General features: G+C 53.9%; 17 protein-coding genes. 5 read left to right on the forward strand and 12 right to left on the reverse strand.

What is annotated here, in order from left to right; all coding sequences use genetic code 11:
• Positions 1 to 76 precede the first annotated feature (76 nt).
• The 10 genes from cysN to ASTEX_RS11330 form a co-directional block, all read right to left on the reverse strand.
• Entirely contained in the window at positions 77 to 1,999 is a 1,923-nt protein-coding gene (gene cysN, locus ASTEX_RS11285) for a sulfate adenylyltransferase subunit CysN (protein ID WP_013479769.1), read from the reverse strand.
• Positions 1,999 to 2,913 (reverse strand): sulfate adenylyltransferase subunit CysD, encoded by a 915-nt coding sequence (gene cysD / locus ASTEX_RS11290; RefSeq protein WP_013479770.1) that lies wholly within the window; start codon positions 2,911 to 2,913, stop codon positions 1,999 to 2,001. The genes cysN and cysD overlap by 1 nt, the downstream gene beginning before the upstream one ends.
• Before the next feature lie 111 nt (positions 2,914 to 3,024).
• The gene (gene cysQ / locus ASTEX_RS11295) at positions 3,025 to 3,825 is read right to left on the reverse strand and encodes a 3'(2'),5'-bisphosphate nucleotidase CysQ (protein WP_013479771.1); all 801 of its coding nucleotides are present in this window, start codon (positions 3,823 to 3,825) and stop codon (positions 3,025 to 3,027) included.
• 60 nt (positions 3,826 to 3,885) lie between these two features.
• The gene (locus tag ASTEX_RS11300) at positions 3,886 to 5,046 is read right to left on the reverse strand and encodes an AGE family epimerase/isomerase (protein WP_013479772.1); all 1,161 of its coding nucleotides are present in this window, start codon (positions 5,044 to 5,046) and stop codon (positions 3,886 to 3,888) included.
• Between the two features lie 71 nt (positions 5,047 to 5,117).
• Positions 5,118 to 5,996: a hypothetical protein gene (locus ASTEX_RS19365; protein ID WP_013479773.1), complete on the reverse strand. Its 879-nt coding sequence runs from the start codon at positions 5,994 to 5,996 to the stop codon at positions 5,118 to 5,120.
• Positions 5,993 to 6,760: a hypothetical protein gene (locus ASTEX_RS11310; RefSeq protein ID WP_013479774.1), complete on the reverse strand. Its 768-nt coding sequence runs from the start codon at positions 6,758 to 6,760 to the stop codon at positions 5,993 to 5,995. Before ASTEX_RS11310 ends, ASTEX_RS19365 begins: the two co-directional genes overlap by 4 nt.
• A gap of 91 nt (positions 6,761 to 6,851) precedes the next feature.
• Positions 6,852 to 7,766, reverse strand: a complete 915-nt coding sequence (locus ASTEX_RS19370; RefSeq protein WP_013479775.1) for a relaxase family protein — start codon at positions 7,764 to 7,766, stop codon at positions 6,852 to 6,854.
• A gap of 4 nt (positions 7,767 to 7,770) precedes the next feature.
• Positions 7,771 to 8,277, reverse strand: a complete 507-nt coding sequence (locus ASTEX_RS19375; protein WP_013479776.1) for a hypothetical protein — start codon at positions 8,275 to 8,277, stop codon at positions 7,771 to 7,773.
• Positions 8,278 to 8,686: 409 nt separating this feature from the next.
• The gene (locus ASTEX_RS11325) at positions 8,687 to 9,679 is read right to left on the reverse strand and encodes a serine/threonine dehydratase (protein ID WP_041658648.1); all 993 of its coding nucleotides are present in this window, start codon (positions 9,677 to 9,679) and stop codon (positions 8,687 to 8,689) included.
• On the reverse strand, positions 9,672 to 10,274 hold the full coding sequence (locus ASTEX_RS11330) for a thymidine kinase (RefSeq protein WP_013479778.1): 603 nt from the start codon (positions 10,272 to 10,274) through the stop codon (positions 9,672 to 9,674). The genes ASTEX_RS11325 and ASTEX_RS11330 overlap by 8 nt, the downstream gene beginning before the upstream one ends.
• A 218-nt stretch (positions 10,275 to 10,492) precedes the next feature.
• On the opposite strand from ASTEX_RS11330, the gene ASTEX_RS21120 reads away from it, so the two are divergent.
• Complete coding sequence (locus tag ASTEX_RS21120) at positions 10,493 to 11,068, forward strand: response regulator transcription factor (protein ID WP_013479779.1); 576 nt, start codon at positions 10,493 to 10,495, stop codon at positions 11,066 to 11,068.
• Positions 11,069 to 11,104: 36 nt separating this feature from the next.
• On the forward strand, positions 11,105 to 11,452 hold the full coding sequence (locus ASTEX_RS11340; RefSeq protein WP_013479780.1) for a hypothetical protein: 348 nt from the start codon (positions 11,105 to 11,107) through the stop codon (positions 11,450 to 11,452).
• Positions 11,453 to 11,879: 427 nt separating this feature from the next.
• On the opposite strand, the gene ASTEX_RS11350 is transcribed toward ASTEX_RS11340, so the two are convergent.
• Both ASTEX_RS11350 and ASTEX_RS19380 read right to left on the reverse strand, forming a co-directional pair.
• Positions 11,880 to 12,257, reverse strand: coding sequence for a helix-turn-helix domain-containing protein (locus ASTEX_RS11350; RefSeq protein WP_013479782.1), 378 nt, complete (start codon positions 12,255 to 12,257; stop codon positions 11,880 to 11,882).
• A 283-nt stretch (positions 12,258 to 12,540) separates the two neighbouring features.
• Positions 12,541 to 13,521, reverse strand: a complete 981-nt coding sequence (locus ASTEX_RS19380) for an NUDIX domain-containing protein (protein ID WP_013479783.1) — start codon at positions 13,519 to 13,521, stop codon at positions 12,541 to 12,543.
• Between the two features lie 87 nt (positions 13,522 to 13,608).
• Here ASTEX_RS19380 and ASTEX_RS11360 point away from each other — a divergent pair, with 87 nt between their 5' ends.
• The 3 genes from ASTEX_RS11360 (at position 13,609) to ASTEX_RS19385 (ending at position 15,654) form a co-directional block, all read left to right on the forward strand.
• On the forward strand, positions 13,609 to 13,812 hold the full coding sequence (locus ASTEX_RS11360; protein ID WP_013479784.1) for a hypothetical protein: 204 nt from the start codon (positions 13,609 to 13,611) through the stop codon (positions 13,810 to 13,812).
• Between the two features lie 69 nt (positions 13,813 to 13,881).
• A complete protein-coding gene (locus tag ASTEX_RS11365) occupies positions 13,882 to 14,502 on the forward strand; it encodes a carbonic anhydrase (RefSeq protein WP_013479785.1) in 621 nt (206 codons plus the stop codon).
• Between the two features lie 144 nt (positions 14,503 to 14,646).
• Positions 14,647 to 15,654 carry a glycosyltransferase family 2 protein gene (locus tag ASTEX_RS19385; protein ID WP_013479786.1) on the forward strand — a complete coding sequence of 336 codons (1,008 nt, stop codon included), beginning with the start codon at positions 14,647 to 14,649 and terminating at the stop codon, positions 15,652 to 15,654.
• Positions 15,655 to 15,660: the final 6 nt, after the last annotated feature.

A 15,660-nucleotide genomic window follows, 5' to 3' on the forward strand; every position in this document is an offset into this window, starting at 1 on the left:
GCACAGCACTTCAACCCGCCGCTTTGAAGCAGAGAAATGGGGCCATTCAAAGCCGTTTACAACCCAGCAACGCGCGTCAGATCACGTAGCTCGGCTCTATTGGCAGGTATCCATTATCGAACAGCCATTTGAATATGCGTTCTGCCTCCGCCTCCGGCGTTTCACCGCTCGCTGCCACGACAATTTCCGGATGTTCCGGCGCCTCATAGGGACTATCAATCCCCGTAAAGTTGGGGATTTCGCCCGCTCTCGCCTTCTTATAAAGCCCCTTAACGTCGCGCGCTTCGGCAACAGCCAGTGGTGTCGCCACATGGATTTCGACGAATTCACCAGCCCCTAAGAGCTCGCGCGCCATTTGACGCTCCGCCCGGAAGGGCGAAATGAACGAGACAAGCGTGATAAGTCCCGCCTCCGTCATCAGTTTAGATACTTCTGCCACGCGACGGATGTTTTCGACGCGATCGGCGTCGGAGAAGCCAAGATCCTTATTCAGCCCATGGCGGACATTGTCACCGTCAAGCAAGGTCGTGTGATAACCGAGGCTGAGAAGCTTCTTTTCCACCAGGTTAGCGATCGTAGATTTTCCAGCACCCGAAAGCCCGGTAAACCAGAGGACGGCAGGCTTTTGCCGCTTGATCCCGGCCCTCGCCTCCTTTGAGACCTCAAGAGCCTGCCAATGAACATTACTGGCACGACGAAGCGAATGATCGATCAAACCCGCGCCCAGCGTCAGATTACTGATTCGATCAATCAGTATGAAGGCACCCGTAGCCCGATTGTCCTCATACGGATCAAAAGCAATTGGCGACTGGGTGGCAATGTTTACGGTTGCGACTTCGTTCAGCTTTAACGTTTTGGCCGCGAGCTTCTCAAACGAGTTCACATCCGTCTTGTGCTTGATATCGGTGATAGTCGCCGACACCGTCTTTGCACCGATTTTAAGAAGATAAGGTCTGCCAGGTAACAGCTCGTCTTCGTTCATCCAGATGAGCGTGGCCTGGAACTGATCACCCACTTCAGGCCGCGCCGACGGGGACGTCAGCACGTCACCGCGAGAGATATCAATCTCGTCCTCAAGGGTCACAGTTACGGCTTCATCAGCGCCAGCTACAGCCAGTTCACCGTCATAGGTGACAATGGCCTTAACCTTAGAGGTCTTGCCAGAAGCGGCGACGAGGATGTCATCACCCGGACGCAACACCCCTGAGGCTATGGTGCCTGTGAAACCACGGAAGTTGAGATCGGGGCGGTTTACCCACTGCACTGGCAAACGGAACGGTTTTTCCCAGAGATTGCGCTCAATCTCGACCGTTTCGAGATGATCAACGAGCGTTGGCCCGTCATACCAGGGCATATTGGGACTACGCTCAAGTACGTTGTCGCCAAACCGCGCGGACAAAGGTATGGCCTTCAGGCTCTCAAACCCAAAGCCCGCTGCGAAATCCTTATACTCGCTGACAATCCGGTCAAAGACCTCCTGGGAGTAGTCCATCAGGTCGATCTTATTGACCGCCAGCACCACATGCTTAATGCCAAGCAATGAAACGATAAAGGAGTGCCGGCGGGTCTGCGTGAGGATGCCTTTACGGGCGTCGATGAGGATTACCGCAAGATCGGCGTTGGAGGCCCCGGTAGCCATATTACGCGTGTACTGTTCATGCCCGGGCGTATCGGCGACAATGAACTTGCGCTTTTCTGTAGTGAAAAAGCGGTAGGCGACATCAATCGTAATGCCCTGCTCGCGCTCAGCCTGAAGCCCGTCAACCAGTAGGGCCAGGTCGATTTCCTCACCGACGGTTCCAAAGCGCTTTGAGTCCTTCTCAAGCCCAGCAAGCTGGTCTTCGAAAATGAGCTTTGTGTCGTAGAGAAGACGGCCAATGAGTGTGGACTTCCCATCGTCCACGCTGCCGCAAGTAAGAAATCTGAGAAGAGTTTTCTTCTCATGTGTCGCCAGATACTCGGTGAAGACTGAGGTATCGATCTTTCCCAGAACGGTCATTAGAAATACCCTTCGCGCTTCTTTTTTTCCATCGAACCCGCCTCATCGTGGTCGATTAGGCGCCCGGACCGTTCAGATGTGCGTGCCACGAGCATTTCCGCAACGATCTCTTCAAGCGTCGACGCCTCAGACTCGATGGCCGCTGTCAGCGGATAGCATCCCAAGGTACGGAAACGGACGTTGCGGATCTCGGGAACCTCGCCATCTGCCAGTGGCAGACGCTCGTCATCGACCATGATCCACTGCCCCCCGCGCTGAACGACGGGACGCGGCGCTGAGAAATAGAGGGGAACGATCGGGATCTCTTCAACGAGGATGTATTGCCAGATATCGAGTTCGGTCCAGTTCGACAGCGGAAAGACTCGGATCGACTCCCCTGGACGAATGCGGGCATTGTACAAATTCCAAAGTTCAGGTCTCTGGTTTTTGGGGTCCCAACCGTGGTTCTGCGTTCTAAAGGAAAAAATGCGTTCCTTCGCCCGTGACTTTTCCTCGTCTCGACGTGCCCCGCCGAATGCCGCATCAAAGCCATGGTGGGTAAGCGCCTGTTTGAGCGCATCGGTCTTCATGATGCCGGTGTAGACGGAACTGCCGTAATCAAAGGGATTGACGTTATCGCGTACGCCGTCAGCGTTTGTGTGTTTGATCAACTGCAAACCAAGACGCGACGCCGTTTCATCGCGAAATGAAATCATCTCGCGAAACTTCCACGTCGTGTCGATGTGCATCAGGGGGAAGGGGGGCTTGGACGGATAGAATGCCTTTAATGCCAGATGTAGCATTACTGACGAGTCTTTGCCGATCGAATAGAGCATGACCGGGTTTTTGAACTCGGCAGCGACCTCACGCATAATGTGGATCGCTTCAGCTTCCAGCCGCCTAAGGTGCGTCAAACGTTCAGGAGTAATCGACATGCTTCGCCACAGAGCCTCATCGCGGGGTATCCCGCTGTCCAACTGTCCGGCTTTTACGAAGGTTGAGGGTGTCTAACAAACGTAAAAGCCTAGCGGCTCGATTCAGCGAAGCTAATCTTTCTTCAGTGAGATGTCCCCATATGCCACGAAGTAGGGGTTGGCAAAATCAGAGGCCTCGGCGCGCCCACGCTTACCATAGAAAAGGGGCTGCCCATCAAGCGTAGTCACAATCCCGCCGGCCGCCCGTAGAACGGCGTCGCCCGCGGCCGTGTCCCACTCCATGGTTCGCCCCATGCGAGGATAGATATCCGCAGCGCCTTGCGCCACTCTACAGAACTTCAGAGAGGATCCCGCCGCTACAAAGCTCTCCACTTCGTAACGCGACAACCAGTCCTCGGTTTCGGCACTGCCATGCGAACGGCTACCTATGGCTACGACCTTTGGCGGGGCTGAACGCACGTTTAGGGATACAGGGCATCCAACTTTGCCGTTTTCCACCCGGGCAGCGTGTGCGCCGCGTCCCTGAACGCCCCAAAAGATCTCCCCAAGTGCCGGCGCATAGACGACACCGACGACTGGCTCGCCTTGTTTGATCAATGCGATATTGACCGTGAACTCGCCATTTTTTGAGACGAACTCCTTAGTCCCATCCAACGGATCAACGAGATAAAAGAGGTCGCCAATCTCTGGCACAATCCCATTTGAAACTGCTTCTTCCGCGACGACCGGTATCTCCGGGGAGAGCTTTTCGAGCTCGCACAGGATAATGTGCTCGGCTGCGGCATCGGCCTCGGTAACAGGTGATGCATCTGATTTTGTTGAGATATCAAAATCAGATGCATAGATCTCCATGATCTTTGCCCCCGCTTTTAAGGCGATAAGGCTAAGTAAAATCGGGGAAATCTCTGTCACGTTCGAACTCCAAGGCACGCAGGCTAGGCATTAAAGAAACCGCAAGCGCACGGCACGGCCTCAGATTGAAGCCTTAGTCATCTCATCTATCGCACAAATGATATGATACAACGATGAGGCTGGAGCGGGTTCTTCAACAAATAACCCGTCCGGTGTAAGTTTATCCCGATATAGTCCTGCAATCGGCACATCGAAATATAATTCTAAGCCTTCGGCCGCCTTGATGAGTTTTGAGACGCATTCTTCCCTCTCCTCGGCGCTACCGGCTACAGATTGCAGAGCGACATACGCTTTCATTCGCTCTGTTTGGGCCCAAAGCCTCGCTTTTGCGTCTTTGACCGAAAAATCATCCCAGAGTTCGAATATCGTTACATTACGGTGATGGTCCGTGCCGTAATTTTCGGCAATCTCAACCAACCGTTTGGCTGGTGCGATGAACTTGTCGTCCCCGCTTATCGCTGCCCACCGAATTAGAAGCCACGCCCACTCAAACTGATGACCAGGCTCAATGATGCGCCCCATTTCCCCTTCAATCGGGTTCCAGTCGCCATCAAAGTATTCGCGCAAGGAACCATTTTCCGGATGCAAAAACTTATCGAGACAAAGCTCAGCAATCTCCGCCGCAATTTCCTTCCACCGGGCATCGCCGCCTGCCTCAACCCATGCAAGGCAGGCTTCGAACAGGTGCATATGAGGATTTGTTTTCAGCGGCAGCATACGAGGATTGGCTTCCTCAAAGCCCCTAACCGGATGTTTGTATCCGCTTATCAGCGCTTCACGGATTACAATGGCTCTCGATTCAAGATCTTTATCTTGCGGGCGAACTTTGAATGCCGTCGCATATGCGAGGAGCGCGAACGCGTGATCGTAAAAATCGAACTCTGCTCGGACGACCTCCTTATCTGCAGATACGACAGCGTTGAGCAAACCGTCATCTCTAAGCGCTGGTCCGTTAAGCCAAGCAAGACAGGCATCTATGACTTCGTCCGTTTCCCCAGGAAAACCCATGAGGCGGGCTTGGGCGTAACTATAAACTTGTCGGGCAGCGACGCGAGTTCGACGATTTGACCGTTCGGGAATTCCTTTCAAATTAATAGTTTCAAATACCCCCCCGTTGATTTTATCTACTCCCACATCTCGCCAAATCGGCAGCGCCGCGTCAAATAGCCACGATTTCAGTCTGGTTTGGGTCTGTGTCAAACGCTCGTTCAAATTGCTCATAAAAATGCCTCGACCGGTGAAATTGGATTTAGAGATACCTGAGCCCTTAAGGGATACCAACCAAAAAAAGCTTACCGGGGCTGAATTTGGAACTGGATAGCGATGACTTTTCCGCTTCCCCCAACAGGCGCATTTAGGCTCGAGTTACCTATGGTAACGACACGTATAAGCGGATCCCCACCTTCGGGCCGGTTACGCAGTCGCTCAAGTATGGGTTGCTCTCCGACAAGTGCTTGGTGAAAGGCCACCGAGCGCTCCAAAGAGAGGGCTTGAGCCGCGCGTCCTTCGACCGTGAAAGCATTGATATCGGCGGTTGCGACAATCGCGACTGACGCCATCTTTGCATCATTACTACATCCTTGCGCGTCCACCCCATACGCAAAACAAGGTAGGCGCAAAGCCAGACTTTTCGCCAGATCGATTACAGCCTTCTTACCCTCATCTGATAGATTGGCTGTGCCCGCCACAAAAATCCGATCGGCGTCAAAGGTCGTTGAGCCATCCGACAGACTAACGTTCGCGGCGGGCACAGTGCGGTTTAGATCGCCGTTGAGCGCGGAAGCAAACAAGGCCTGTGCAGCGGCAACCCTTTTGGAATCTTCAGTCTGCACATCGGCTGGAGACACACCTGAATAAGCGAAGCACTTTTTTTCTCCGGCGCCGCCTGATTCAAAAAGATCGGAGTCATTAAGGCAAACAATGCGGTTTTTGTAGTCGATATCGATGGCTGCATTTTTCGTCTGCAAACTGGTGGCAACCTTCAAGAGCGCTGTGGTTTGTGGATCTTTCGCTCTGGTGAGTTCAGAGGTCGTATCCCTGAAATTGAGGGCAAAATAGGCGAGCATGATGATGAATATGAACAGGACCCCGACCATCAGGTCCGTCATAGAGATGTAATAGCTTTCGCTCTCATGGGCCTCTTCAGACCGTCTGTGCCTGAAGCGCATCATGAGCGCGGATCCCGTGAAAGTGTGGTCTCGATGCGCTGAAGGCTCTTAAGATGCTCAAGCGCGACCTTCTCCGGCGGCATGAAATTCACGCAGCTGTCCAGCATGACAAAGAACTCGGCTTCCTGGCTTTTGATGGATGAGCGCCTTAAACGCGCAACGAGCCTCAGGATGATTGAGGAGGCCACCCCGGCTATAGACGTCCAGAATTTTGTAGCCGCAATCGCCAATAGCCCCATCAAAGAAGCTTGCATCGTCGCCCCGCTGGAGTCGGCCGACATAGCAAGCGTGGCTTCGGAAAGGGCCGCAACAATGCCGAGAAAGGTTATAACGAGACCGATGGCCACCATAATGTTTGCCCACCACTCGAGCCCTTTTGAGGACTCATCAAGGTGATCAAAAGCCTCTGCCGCGCGCACGGAGGTAACAAAACTATCGCCGTTTTCTACGAGAACACTGCGGTAATTTGACCAGCCAAGCAAAAGCGTCGCACCAGAGTTACCCGCACCGGCAGCGGAGGAAAACCGCCGGTCGATTTCGGGAAAACCTTTATAGAACGATGATGTTCTCCCTCGGCCATCGAGCGCATTGAGGAGGTTCCACCGATCACGCAGCTCAGAAACCAAAGGCTTATGCGCCTTAAATCCTGAGTAGATAACAAGACCGACTGTGAAGGCGAGTATGCAGCCGGCAAGACTGAGCGCGATACCCGGTGAGCCAAAGGCCGTAACGACGAGCGAAGTCACGGGATCTAGTTTGTGGGTCATGAAGTCTCTCTATGCGGATGTTAGCTAGGCAGCTATCGCCCCTCATTAAGCCGTAAAATCGGCACGGATATAAAGAACCGATGAGGATGGTTTATCGCTCCCTTGAGGGGCCGCCACGATCAATGGATCTTTCAAGATCAATTCCTGTATGCGTATGAACATAACCCGCGATCACTCCGGCCTGAAGCCGCTCCAGACTTCCTCCCGTCTGCAGCCTTTCCCAAAGCGCACTATAGGCATTAAAGGCGCAGCGATCCTCGGCGGGGATTTCAAATCCAGGTTTTTCCGCCCCGAGCGGCTTTTCATGGCCAGCGTCTCTAAATCGCGCAAACTTTCTTGTAGCCGCCATCTCAACACCTCGGTCTCTAAGCGCCTGTGCGTATCGCTCACGTAGGTACATAACCGAGCGCCAACCTGGACGAAAACGATCGCCTGCCAAAGACCTCGATTTTACAATGAGATGCAGGTGGGGGTACTCACTGGCTCTAGGGGAAGGGTCCGTCTCTTTCGTGTGCATGACTTTCACATACTGAAAACCCTCGAATGCCTCCGAGATCACTTCGGAGGCTGCGGAGTAGACGGTGCCAGGATCTACGGGCTTCGGGGCACAGAAAACAAAGCATTCGTATTCTTTATATGCACTTTCGTCAGGGATAGGACTTCCCCCATCGCGCCACTCAAGAGCGAGTGCGTGCAGCTGATCAGGACCTTGGATCTTTTCATCGTCCTCATTTGTAAGCGTAAGGTGTCCAGATCGGCTGACATAGTCCAATGCCCCCGCGACACTTCGGAAAGTCTTTCCTCCGCTCCACATCTTTACCACTGCCTCCGGAGCGCCCTTTGCCGCGTAGAACATTTCCGTGTGCCTGCGCTTTAGCCAGTCACCACGTCCGGCGGACAAGATGACCGTGCGAACCGCTAGACCGCTCGTAAGATTTATGCGCCGGGAGCCTTTCGCCTCGACCTCACCGTCGTTGAAAAAGGGTTCATTTCGTTTCTTTGGCATTGCCTCAGCCTCTAAGCGCCCACCTCATTTGATTGGCACGAACGAGCTCAGCTACGACATAAGTATGGCGTGCAATTTCGCAGGATACATCCTCAACCTGCTGCGCTACGTCCTTCGAGGATAGTGACCTCAAGGTTCGATTGAGCTTGAGAAGAGTTAAGTTCGATGACGTTAACGCTTCGAGTTCGAACTGGCCGAAGTGTGGCTCTCCCGTCAAATGTGCCCTGATGAGCCAATGGAGCCATCTTGCCTCACTTAGACCCACGGCCTGCGCAGCGGCGCTGATCGCGGCATACTCTGAGGCCGTGAGATAGGTTGCGCACGTTTTTGACACCTTCTCGCTGAGTCCCGGTTCAAATGTGAAGCGTGGCGGCCCCTCGGCTCTAACCAGATTGATGAGAGCTATTCTCACCGCTTCCGACAGTGTCAAACCATTGCTCTTAGCGTAGGCGAGCAGTTCGCTTTTCAGCGGTCCCAGTTGAGCCTGAATCCAGGAATTGTGCTCTGTCATGATCATCCTCCCAAGGGGGGAAATCTATCATCGCCTGTATATTGGTCAACTTCTATTTTAAGAAGAGTGAAAAAGATGGATACTCCTTCATCGCGGCGCGATTCAAAAGCTCTCTTATGAACCGGCCCGCACATTCGATGCGGTTCACCATAGTCTGCGCGTTGGACCTTGCTTTGCGCTGACAGCTAAGACCTCGGAGCTCAGAGTTAACGTTCTTGCCTATCGTTCAATTACGTCCCAGGTAGGCAATGAATAAAGGGTCAAGAAACACGCTGGATCCATGTTCGTTGGGATTATTGCAGACCACGCCCGGCTATCGGCGCTCGTCTTCGGCCTGAGTTTTCAGGTGACCGCAGTGGCAAGGTTTGTAGCTGACACCAGATTGATTGTGACCGCGAGAGGGACTGCCTTACACAAAACCAGTGGGCACCAGACCGAGCTTGTCCTCATTCCAGATGAGTGCGTGTGTCTCTGCAGAAATGTTCCCACCCGACAGGATGACCAAAACCGTCTTTTGCGCGTTTTGGGTTTTCAGCCAGCGCGTAACGCCCGCCATGGACATCGCGCACGTAGGTTCAATCACAAGCTTTAGAAGATGCGACAGCCACTGGGACCAGTAGGTGATCTCGTCCTCCTCAATCTCATAGAACCCGTCAATCTGTTGAAGATAGGCAAGCGTTCTTTCGGACACGGACAGGGTGCGAACGCCGTCGGCAATCGTCATAGGCGTCTCAGGGAAGCGAACGATTTTGCCGGATTGAACAGATTGATGCGCATCATTTGCCATCGATGGTTCGCAGGCAAAGACCTTTGCCTGCGGCCGCAACACCCGGGTCGCAAGCCATGTCCCGGACATTAGGCCACCACCGCCACAAGGCGCGAAAACCGCATCTGCCTGTACGCCGTCCTGGAGGGCTTCCAGGCAAGCAGTACCTTGGCCAGCGATGACATAAGGGTTGTCGTAGGGGTGCACGAAGGTCGCACCTTGCGAAATCAGATCCGCGACAGAAGCTTCAGCGATCTGACGATTTTCGGTTACGACAACCTCCGCCCCGCACGCGCGAGTAGCGGCGATCTTTACCGCCGAGGCCTGTTTTGGAATGAAGATTTTTGCCTTCACGCCAAGGGTCCGGGCCGCGTAGGCAACGGCCTGGGCGTGATTTCCGGATGAGAAGGCACAGACGGTACCGGCAAGCTCTCCCCACTCGCGGAGTGAAAGCAGCGTGTTCATCGCGCCGCGCAGCTTGAATGCACCTGTTTTTTGAAGGTTCTCTGCCTTAAAGACGATCCGATGGCCAAGGATCTGGTTGAGCGTCTCAGACTGAAAAAGGGGTGTATGATGGATGTAGCCTTCTATCCGTGCCTGGGCGGCGAGGATATCTGCTGGCGAGACATCAGACATTTGAAATTTCGCCTTCTGCGGGGGCACGAGAGAGACTCAAAAGAGGCAAATGATCAAACCAGTGCCGATTGCATCTGGGTTCGTAAAGATCGCCATGGCCGAGCTGGATCTCGACATTATCTTCAACTTTTTTGAAGGTCTTGTGCGCCGGTTGCCCACATACCGCGCAGTGAGCTTTAAGTTTAACGACTTCGTCAGCCATTGCCATGAGAAGCCCTGTCGCTGCGAAAGCTTCGCCTTTCCAGTTGGTATCAAGGCCTGCCGCCACAACGTCCGTGCCGCTTGCAAGGAGGTCCCTGATCAGCTCGACGACGTCACGGTCCATGTTCTGGAAAAACTGAACCTCGTCAAAGCACACGAGATCGGCCTCTTGCAGGCGCGCTTCGACATCTGAAAAGGCGTGCAAAACAACCGCCTCAGCGGCAAGCCCGTCATGAGTGATAACTTCTGTCCGGGAATAGCGCACATCAAATGCCGTCTTCAAAACGAGGACATCCTTACGCTCTCCGTTCCGCGCCCAGAGAATACGCTTGAGGAGCTCCGTCGTCTTCCCGGCAAACATAGGGCCGCAAATGACCGTCAATCGTCCATACATTTGCTTTCTCCCTTAACGTCGAATCAATACGCAGCTTAGCGTCCTGCTCAATGGCGCCAAAAGCCAAAACGCGGCTTGTCCACTATGGCGACTTAAGAAACGAAAATGTCACAAATCCGCTGACACTTGATCAAGTTATGATTGTGACACTTTTTAAAACGCGAGTTTACACGTAACGTGAGACGTTCTCTTGGCTTATCCCCGCAAAGCAAAAGAAAATGTCACAGCAAAACCCAGGTCTTTTCAAGCTGTCTCCTCGTGAGAAAGAGGTTCTTCGCCTTACCTTAGGAGGCCACACCCAGAAGGAAATCGCGCGTCTTCTGGATATTGGGCCTACCACCGTCAAAACGCACGCCAAAGCGGCCTGCATGAAACTCGGAAAAGACACAACGCGCGCGGCAGCCCGCATTCTCGCTGAGCACGAATGCTTATCCCCAGCCACCGCGGCGGCAGTCCTCCTTGAAGGAGGACCTCCCACAAAGAGGATCCCAGCTTCCGCGTCTGGTGACGATACTGCTCTGACAGGAGTGTCACGCTCGCAGGACGCCCTTGGTAGACTGTCAGATGCCGAAAGCAGCCCGCTCGATCAGGGTCTTAGCCAAGCCATCTCTAAGTCCACTGACAGATCGTCTGTGATGACGTGGGGCAAGCTTGAGAGGACGCTTAAAACAACAAGTACGGCTCAATGGCTTGCTATACTTGTTTTTGTCTCAATCGCGCTTGGCCTCACCGTCAGCTCACTCCTGTTTATCAGTGCGCATATGCTTCAAACCATCGACGGGATGATCCCCTAATGGCCGGAGGTCCGGCCTGACTGCAGGAGACGTAAAATGAAACGGACTGAAATTGTACACGCTGGCGCTGCGCGGCTAGTTCAGACAGAAGCCGCAATTGAAACGGCAATCTGCGAGACTGCCGATCTGATCAGTTATCTTGGTCGCACGCGCATGGAACAAAAGATAGCCCTCGAGGTAGGCGAAGGGGCGATGAAAAACCTGGTCGCTACGCTGACATCGCTCTCTGAAGCCCGGTCGTCGATTCTTCTGGTTCACGAGAACCTCAATACCGTCAAGAGCCAGCTGGGGTGCGCGACGGTTGCCCTAGGGACCGGCGAAAACAAATCGCCTCCAAAGCCGAAGGGGTTGCTCGTTGTGCCGGAGAAGGAACAGGCGGCATAATGGACCTGAGACAGGCAAACTTAGCTTGGAGCTGGCTAGGGCACATTCTCATGTGTGCCCTAGCTGCCTGGGCATTGTTCCGAGGCGGATTAACTGAAAGAACTGCAACCGCAATTGTGGGCCTGGGCTGGGTCATCACGCCATTGCTACAGTCAAAAGGAGTTGTAGGCCTGGATCTCGGCACCACCAGCGTCGATCTGGTCGTCTTCGTCCTTCTAACATGGTTGTCTTGCCGCACCCGGAAGTTATGGGTGCTTTTTGCCTCGTCATCAATCTTGCTGGGCGTCGCAGGTCATTTCTCTGTCATGCTGACGGATGACGTAAGTCTACCCGCCTATATCTCGAACAACGGTTTCTGGTCGGGCTATATGCTGCTGTTTGCGCTCTTCATCGGTATGGTGAACGCTGAGAGAACGCGACTATCTAATCAGTCCAGCACTAACATGCGAACCAGGGCCAAGACCCCCTTACGCTGATTAGCCGAGAGCTTCGAGAAATGCGAAGAGAGCTCAGCACCTTCCCGGGTCAACAGAAACTGCGTGACAGAGGCCTCGCTTTCAGAGCGATCAAGCTCCGTTTCGTTATCCAACCCTTCGAAAAAATATTCGATATGCACACCCAGGGCGCGTGCGGCGTCATGCATCTTAGACGCACTGATCCGGTTGAAACCCCTCTCGTACTTTTGCACCTGCTGAAATGTCAGCGATAAATGATTAGCCAGATCTGTCTGACTCATCCCTATTTCTTTGCGGCGCGAGCGAATGCGATGTCCAACGTGCACATCGACTTTATTGAGTGCTTCCAATGCCGTGCTCCTCAGGGCCGCAAATATGGCAACACGTTGCCTTAGTGCATATTGCCTGCATTTTGAAGCAACGCACAGACCAACGCAAAAAAAAGGTCACCCGGAAGGTGACCTCGATCTCAAGAATGACTGACGATCAAAGAAACAAAAGAATGACGTAACGTTAACATTTTATTTTGCACCGCACAATGAAAATCTCCCCCCCTCCCATAAACTCGGGAGGCAGATTTTGGGGTGCTGCATGCGTAAAGGGCTGATGTTCCGGGCCTGGTCTCGCCTCCCATCAGCATCCGAGGGCAACACCCTCCTGAGCCTTCTTCAGAAAATACTCAAGCATCAGAAAATGGTCCTCGAACATCACTGATCTCATTTTGAGTGCCGCCTCAATATCGACCCATTGCAACGCGGCAGCGTCGTCACCGGCCTCAAGCGTATCTAACGTCTGGCCGGTCAAATCAAAATGGACGGCATGCGTGACTGTGCGTCCACGCGAACTGCGGTTAGGATCGTCAAAGGTCTTTTTCTGAACCATGCAGGATCTGGCATAATCATAGCCAAGAGATAGCCCCGTCTCTTCCCGCAGCTCCCTCAGAGCCGCATCGAAAAGTGTTTCGCCCTCATCGACAAATCCTCCGGGAAGCGCCCAGAGCCCCCTGCCAGGCAGCCCCCCTCGTTGGATGAGAAGGACTTTGTTTTCGCATTGGATAAGTACATCTGCCGTGACGAGTACAGGCGGGTAAGGCGCGGCTTCCCAGCTTCTGCGATAGTTTAAAACGTATTGTTCTTCCTCCCAAAGACGGGCGCGCGTACCGTCGCCATCGGCGGCGGCCATCAGCTGCTGAACCTCAGGGGAGACGAGACTGCATCCGCCGGAGGCAAGCCATGTGTGCCTGGCTTCGTCCATGTCTTTTAAGACGCCCTGAGAAACGACTTCCACATTCCCACTGCGCCAATCATCCTTCAGGACGTTTGCATAGAAAGGATCAAAAAGGAGGATGTCAGCCTCGGGGCTGATCTCCGAGAATTGCCGTTTGCGCTCCTGGCGACTGAGAGCCTCTTTAATGGCGATCCCACGAACACCGATCGCCCCCAGCATCTCCATTTGTTCATCGACGGTAAATGGGTAGCGATGGGATCGAGGCGCGTCTGCCCCGATGAGGCATACCGTGACGGCGTAACCGGCATCAATCTTGGCTCTAAGCAGCGCTTCGCAGGCACGCGTTAGAGGATGAAACCGCGCAATCACTAGGCAAACACGATTCAAAGGAGATCCTTCCCTGTTCACAAATAACTTGCCAGCCGACAGCACTCGATTAGAATTCACAAGACGACCTGATCGGGGGGACACCGAATGCAAGACTCGTATAAGCCTACAGCGCGTTTCGACGCTCCAAAACTGCTAATTGCGTCTTTGGAAACACTCCTTGGCCTGATTGGTGCCGTAACGCTCATTTTGTATTTTGTGACCGGCTCCCTCTCAGGTGCAGGGCAAAAGGCTGATGCGGCGATTGCCGCTATCGGAGCCGTCGTCGCCGGTTTAGCCGGCCAGCCCTAGGCTAAAAGGCTTGACCAGGAGGCCTCACCCTCTTAATGCGCAATGCATTTCGTGAGCATCGAGGCGGACATGGTTCAACACCTTATCGAGAATAATCGTCGCTGGTCCCTCGAAAAGACACGGGTTGACCCTGATTTCTTTTCACGCCTTGTTCGTCAGCAACACCCCGAATACCTCTGGATTGGATGCTCTGACTCACGCGTGCCTGCCAATGAAATCGTCAATCTCGATCCGGGCGAGTTATTCGTTCACCGCAACGTCGCCAACCTGGCCCCCCAGCAGGACGCCAACTATCTGAGCGTCCTGCAATACGCGGTGAACGTGCTCAAGATTAAGCACGTCCTCGTCGTCGGCCACTACGGATGCGGCGGCGTGCGAGCGGCCATTGAATCCACAGATCATGGGCTTATAGACCACTGGCTGTCTCCCATACGCGATGTCGCGCATGAACACAGGCATGAGCTTGAAGGCTGCACGTCGCAAGACAAGCGCGTTGACCGACTGTGCGAACTGAACGTGATTGCCCAGGTGAGAAACGTCGCAACCAACCCCATCATTCTGAATGCCTGGCGCGAGGGACAGCCGGTTGCGATCCACGGGTGGGTGTACTCAATCGCTAACGGGCATGTCACAGATTTGAATATCTCGGTTCGAAATCTGGCCGATCGCGCGCGCATCTTCGACATTTAGGTCAGAACGCGCTCAACCGGGCTCTTGCACGACCAAGTATTGAAACCGTAGGAAAGACGGGCGCGAACAGCCCGCTACTTTTGCCTTGCTGAAAAAATAACACCGCTCCATGATCGGAACAACAGGCATGGCGCGGGAGGCAGAATGCAGACGATCTCGGTTGCCGTCACGACGTATAATGGCGAAACCTATTTAGAGCGCCAGCTTCAGAGCCTGCTCTTACAAACCCGTGCCCCTGACGAAGTTGTTGTCTGCGACGATGGCTCGACCGACAGGACCTGGGAGATTTTGCAGCGCCTGAAAGAGACCGCCCCCACCCGCGTACATATTTTCAGGAACGAAGACCGTCTTGGATTTCGGCGTAATTTTCTCAAGGCCGCCTCATTATGCCAGTGCGATCTCATAGCCTTTTGTGATCAGGACGATATCTGGGATCCCGAAAAACTCGAGCGGGTTATGAACACCTTCCGCCCCGGCGTTTCCATGGTGTTTCACGGCGCGCAGTTCATAGACGGCGCCGAAACCGACATAGGTGAGATGGGCCGCATATCGTCGACGACGAGGACCTTCAGCCCCTTAGAGCTCGATGCGTTCGTAAAGGTGCTGGGCTTTTCCATGGTGTTCCGACGGACACTTTGCCAGTTTGACGACCACCACTACCTGAGCATTGACGACACGGATGACACGCAAGTGGCTGCCCATGACCAGTGGTACACCTTCCTCGCCAGTGTTTTCGGTGAGGTTATGTATCTTCCCGACCCGCTTGTTCGCTATCGTTTACACGGCACGAACGCTATGGGCTTTCGTCGTAAACACGGTTTCATGGATTTGGTTTCGTCGTTTCAGCACTCGGGCCTGAATCTGAGAAAGCGTGTGCGGGTCTTGCGAGCCCGCTGCGAGATACTGGAACGCCTCGCAACAGAGCATACGCAGGCCAAAACGGCCCTTGAAAGCTATAGACATCTCGCAAACATTGGCGAGCTTCGCCTATCGCTCTATCTCGATACCAACCCCATCAGGCGCGCCCGCCGGTATTTTGGGCTGCGCAAGCTCGGTATCTATCGTTCGACGAAACTGCCTCTGTCGCGCTGGGATGAGCGAAAGGATCTTCTGGCAAGCCTTCTAGGCCCAGGGCTGATGCTGAAGGCATAGATACGC

Source organism: Asticcacaulis excentricus CB 48 (genome assembly GCF_000175215.2).
Lineage (GTDB): Bacteria > Pseudomonadota > Alphaproteobacteria > Caulobacterales > Caulobacteraceae > Asticcacaulis > Asticcacaulis excentricus.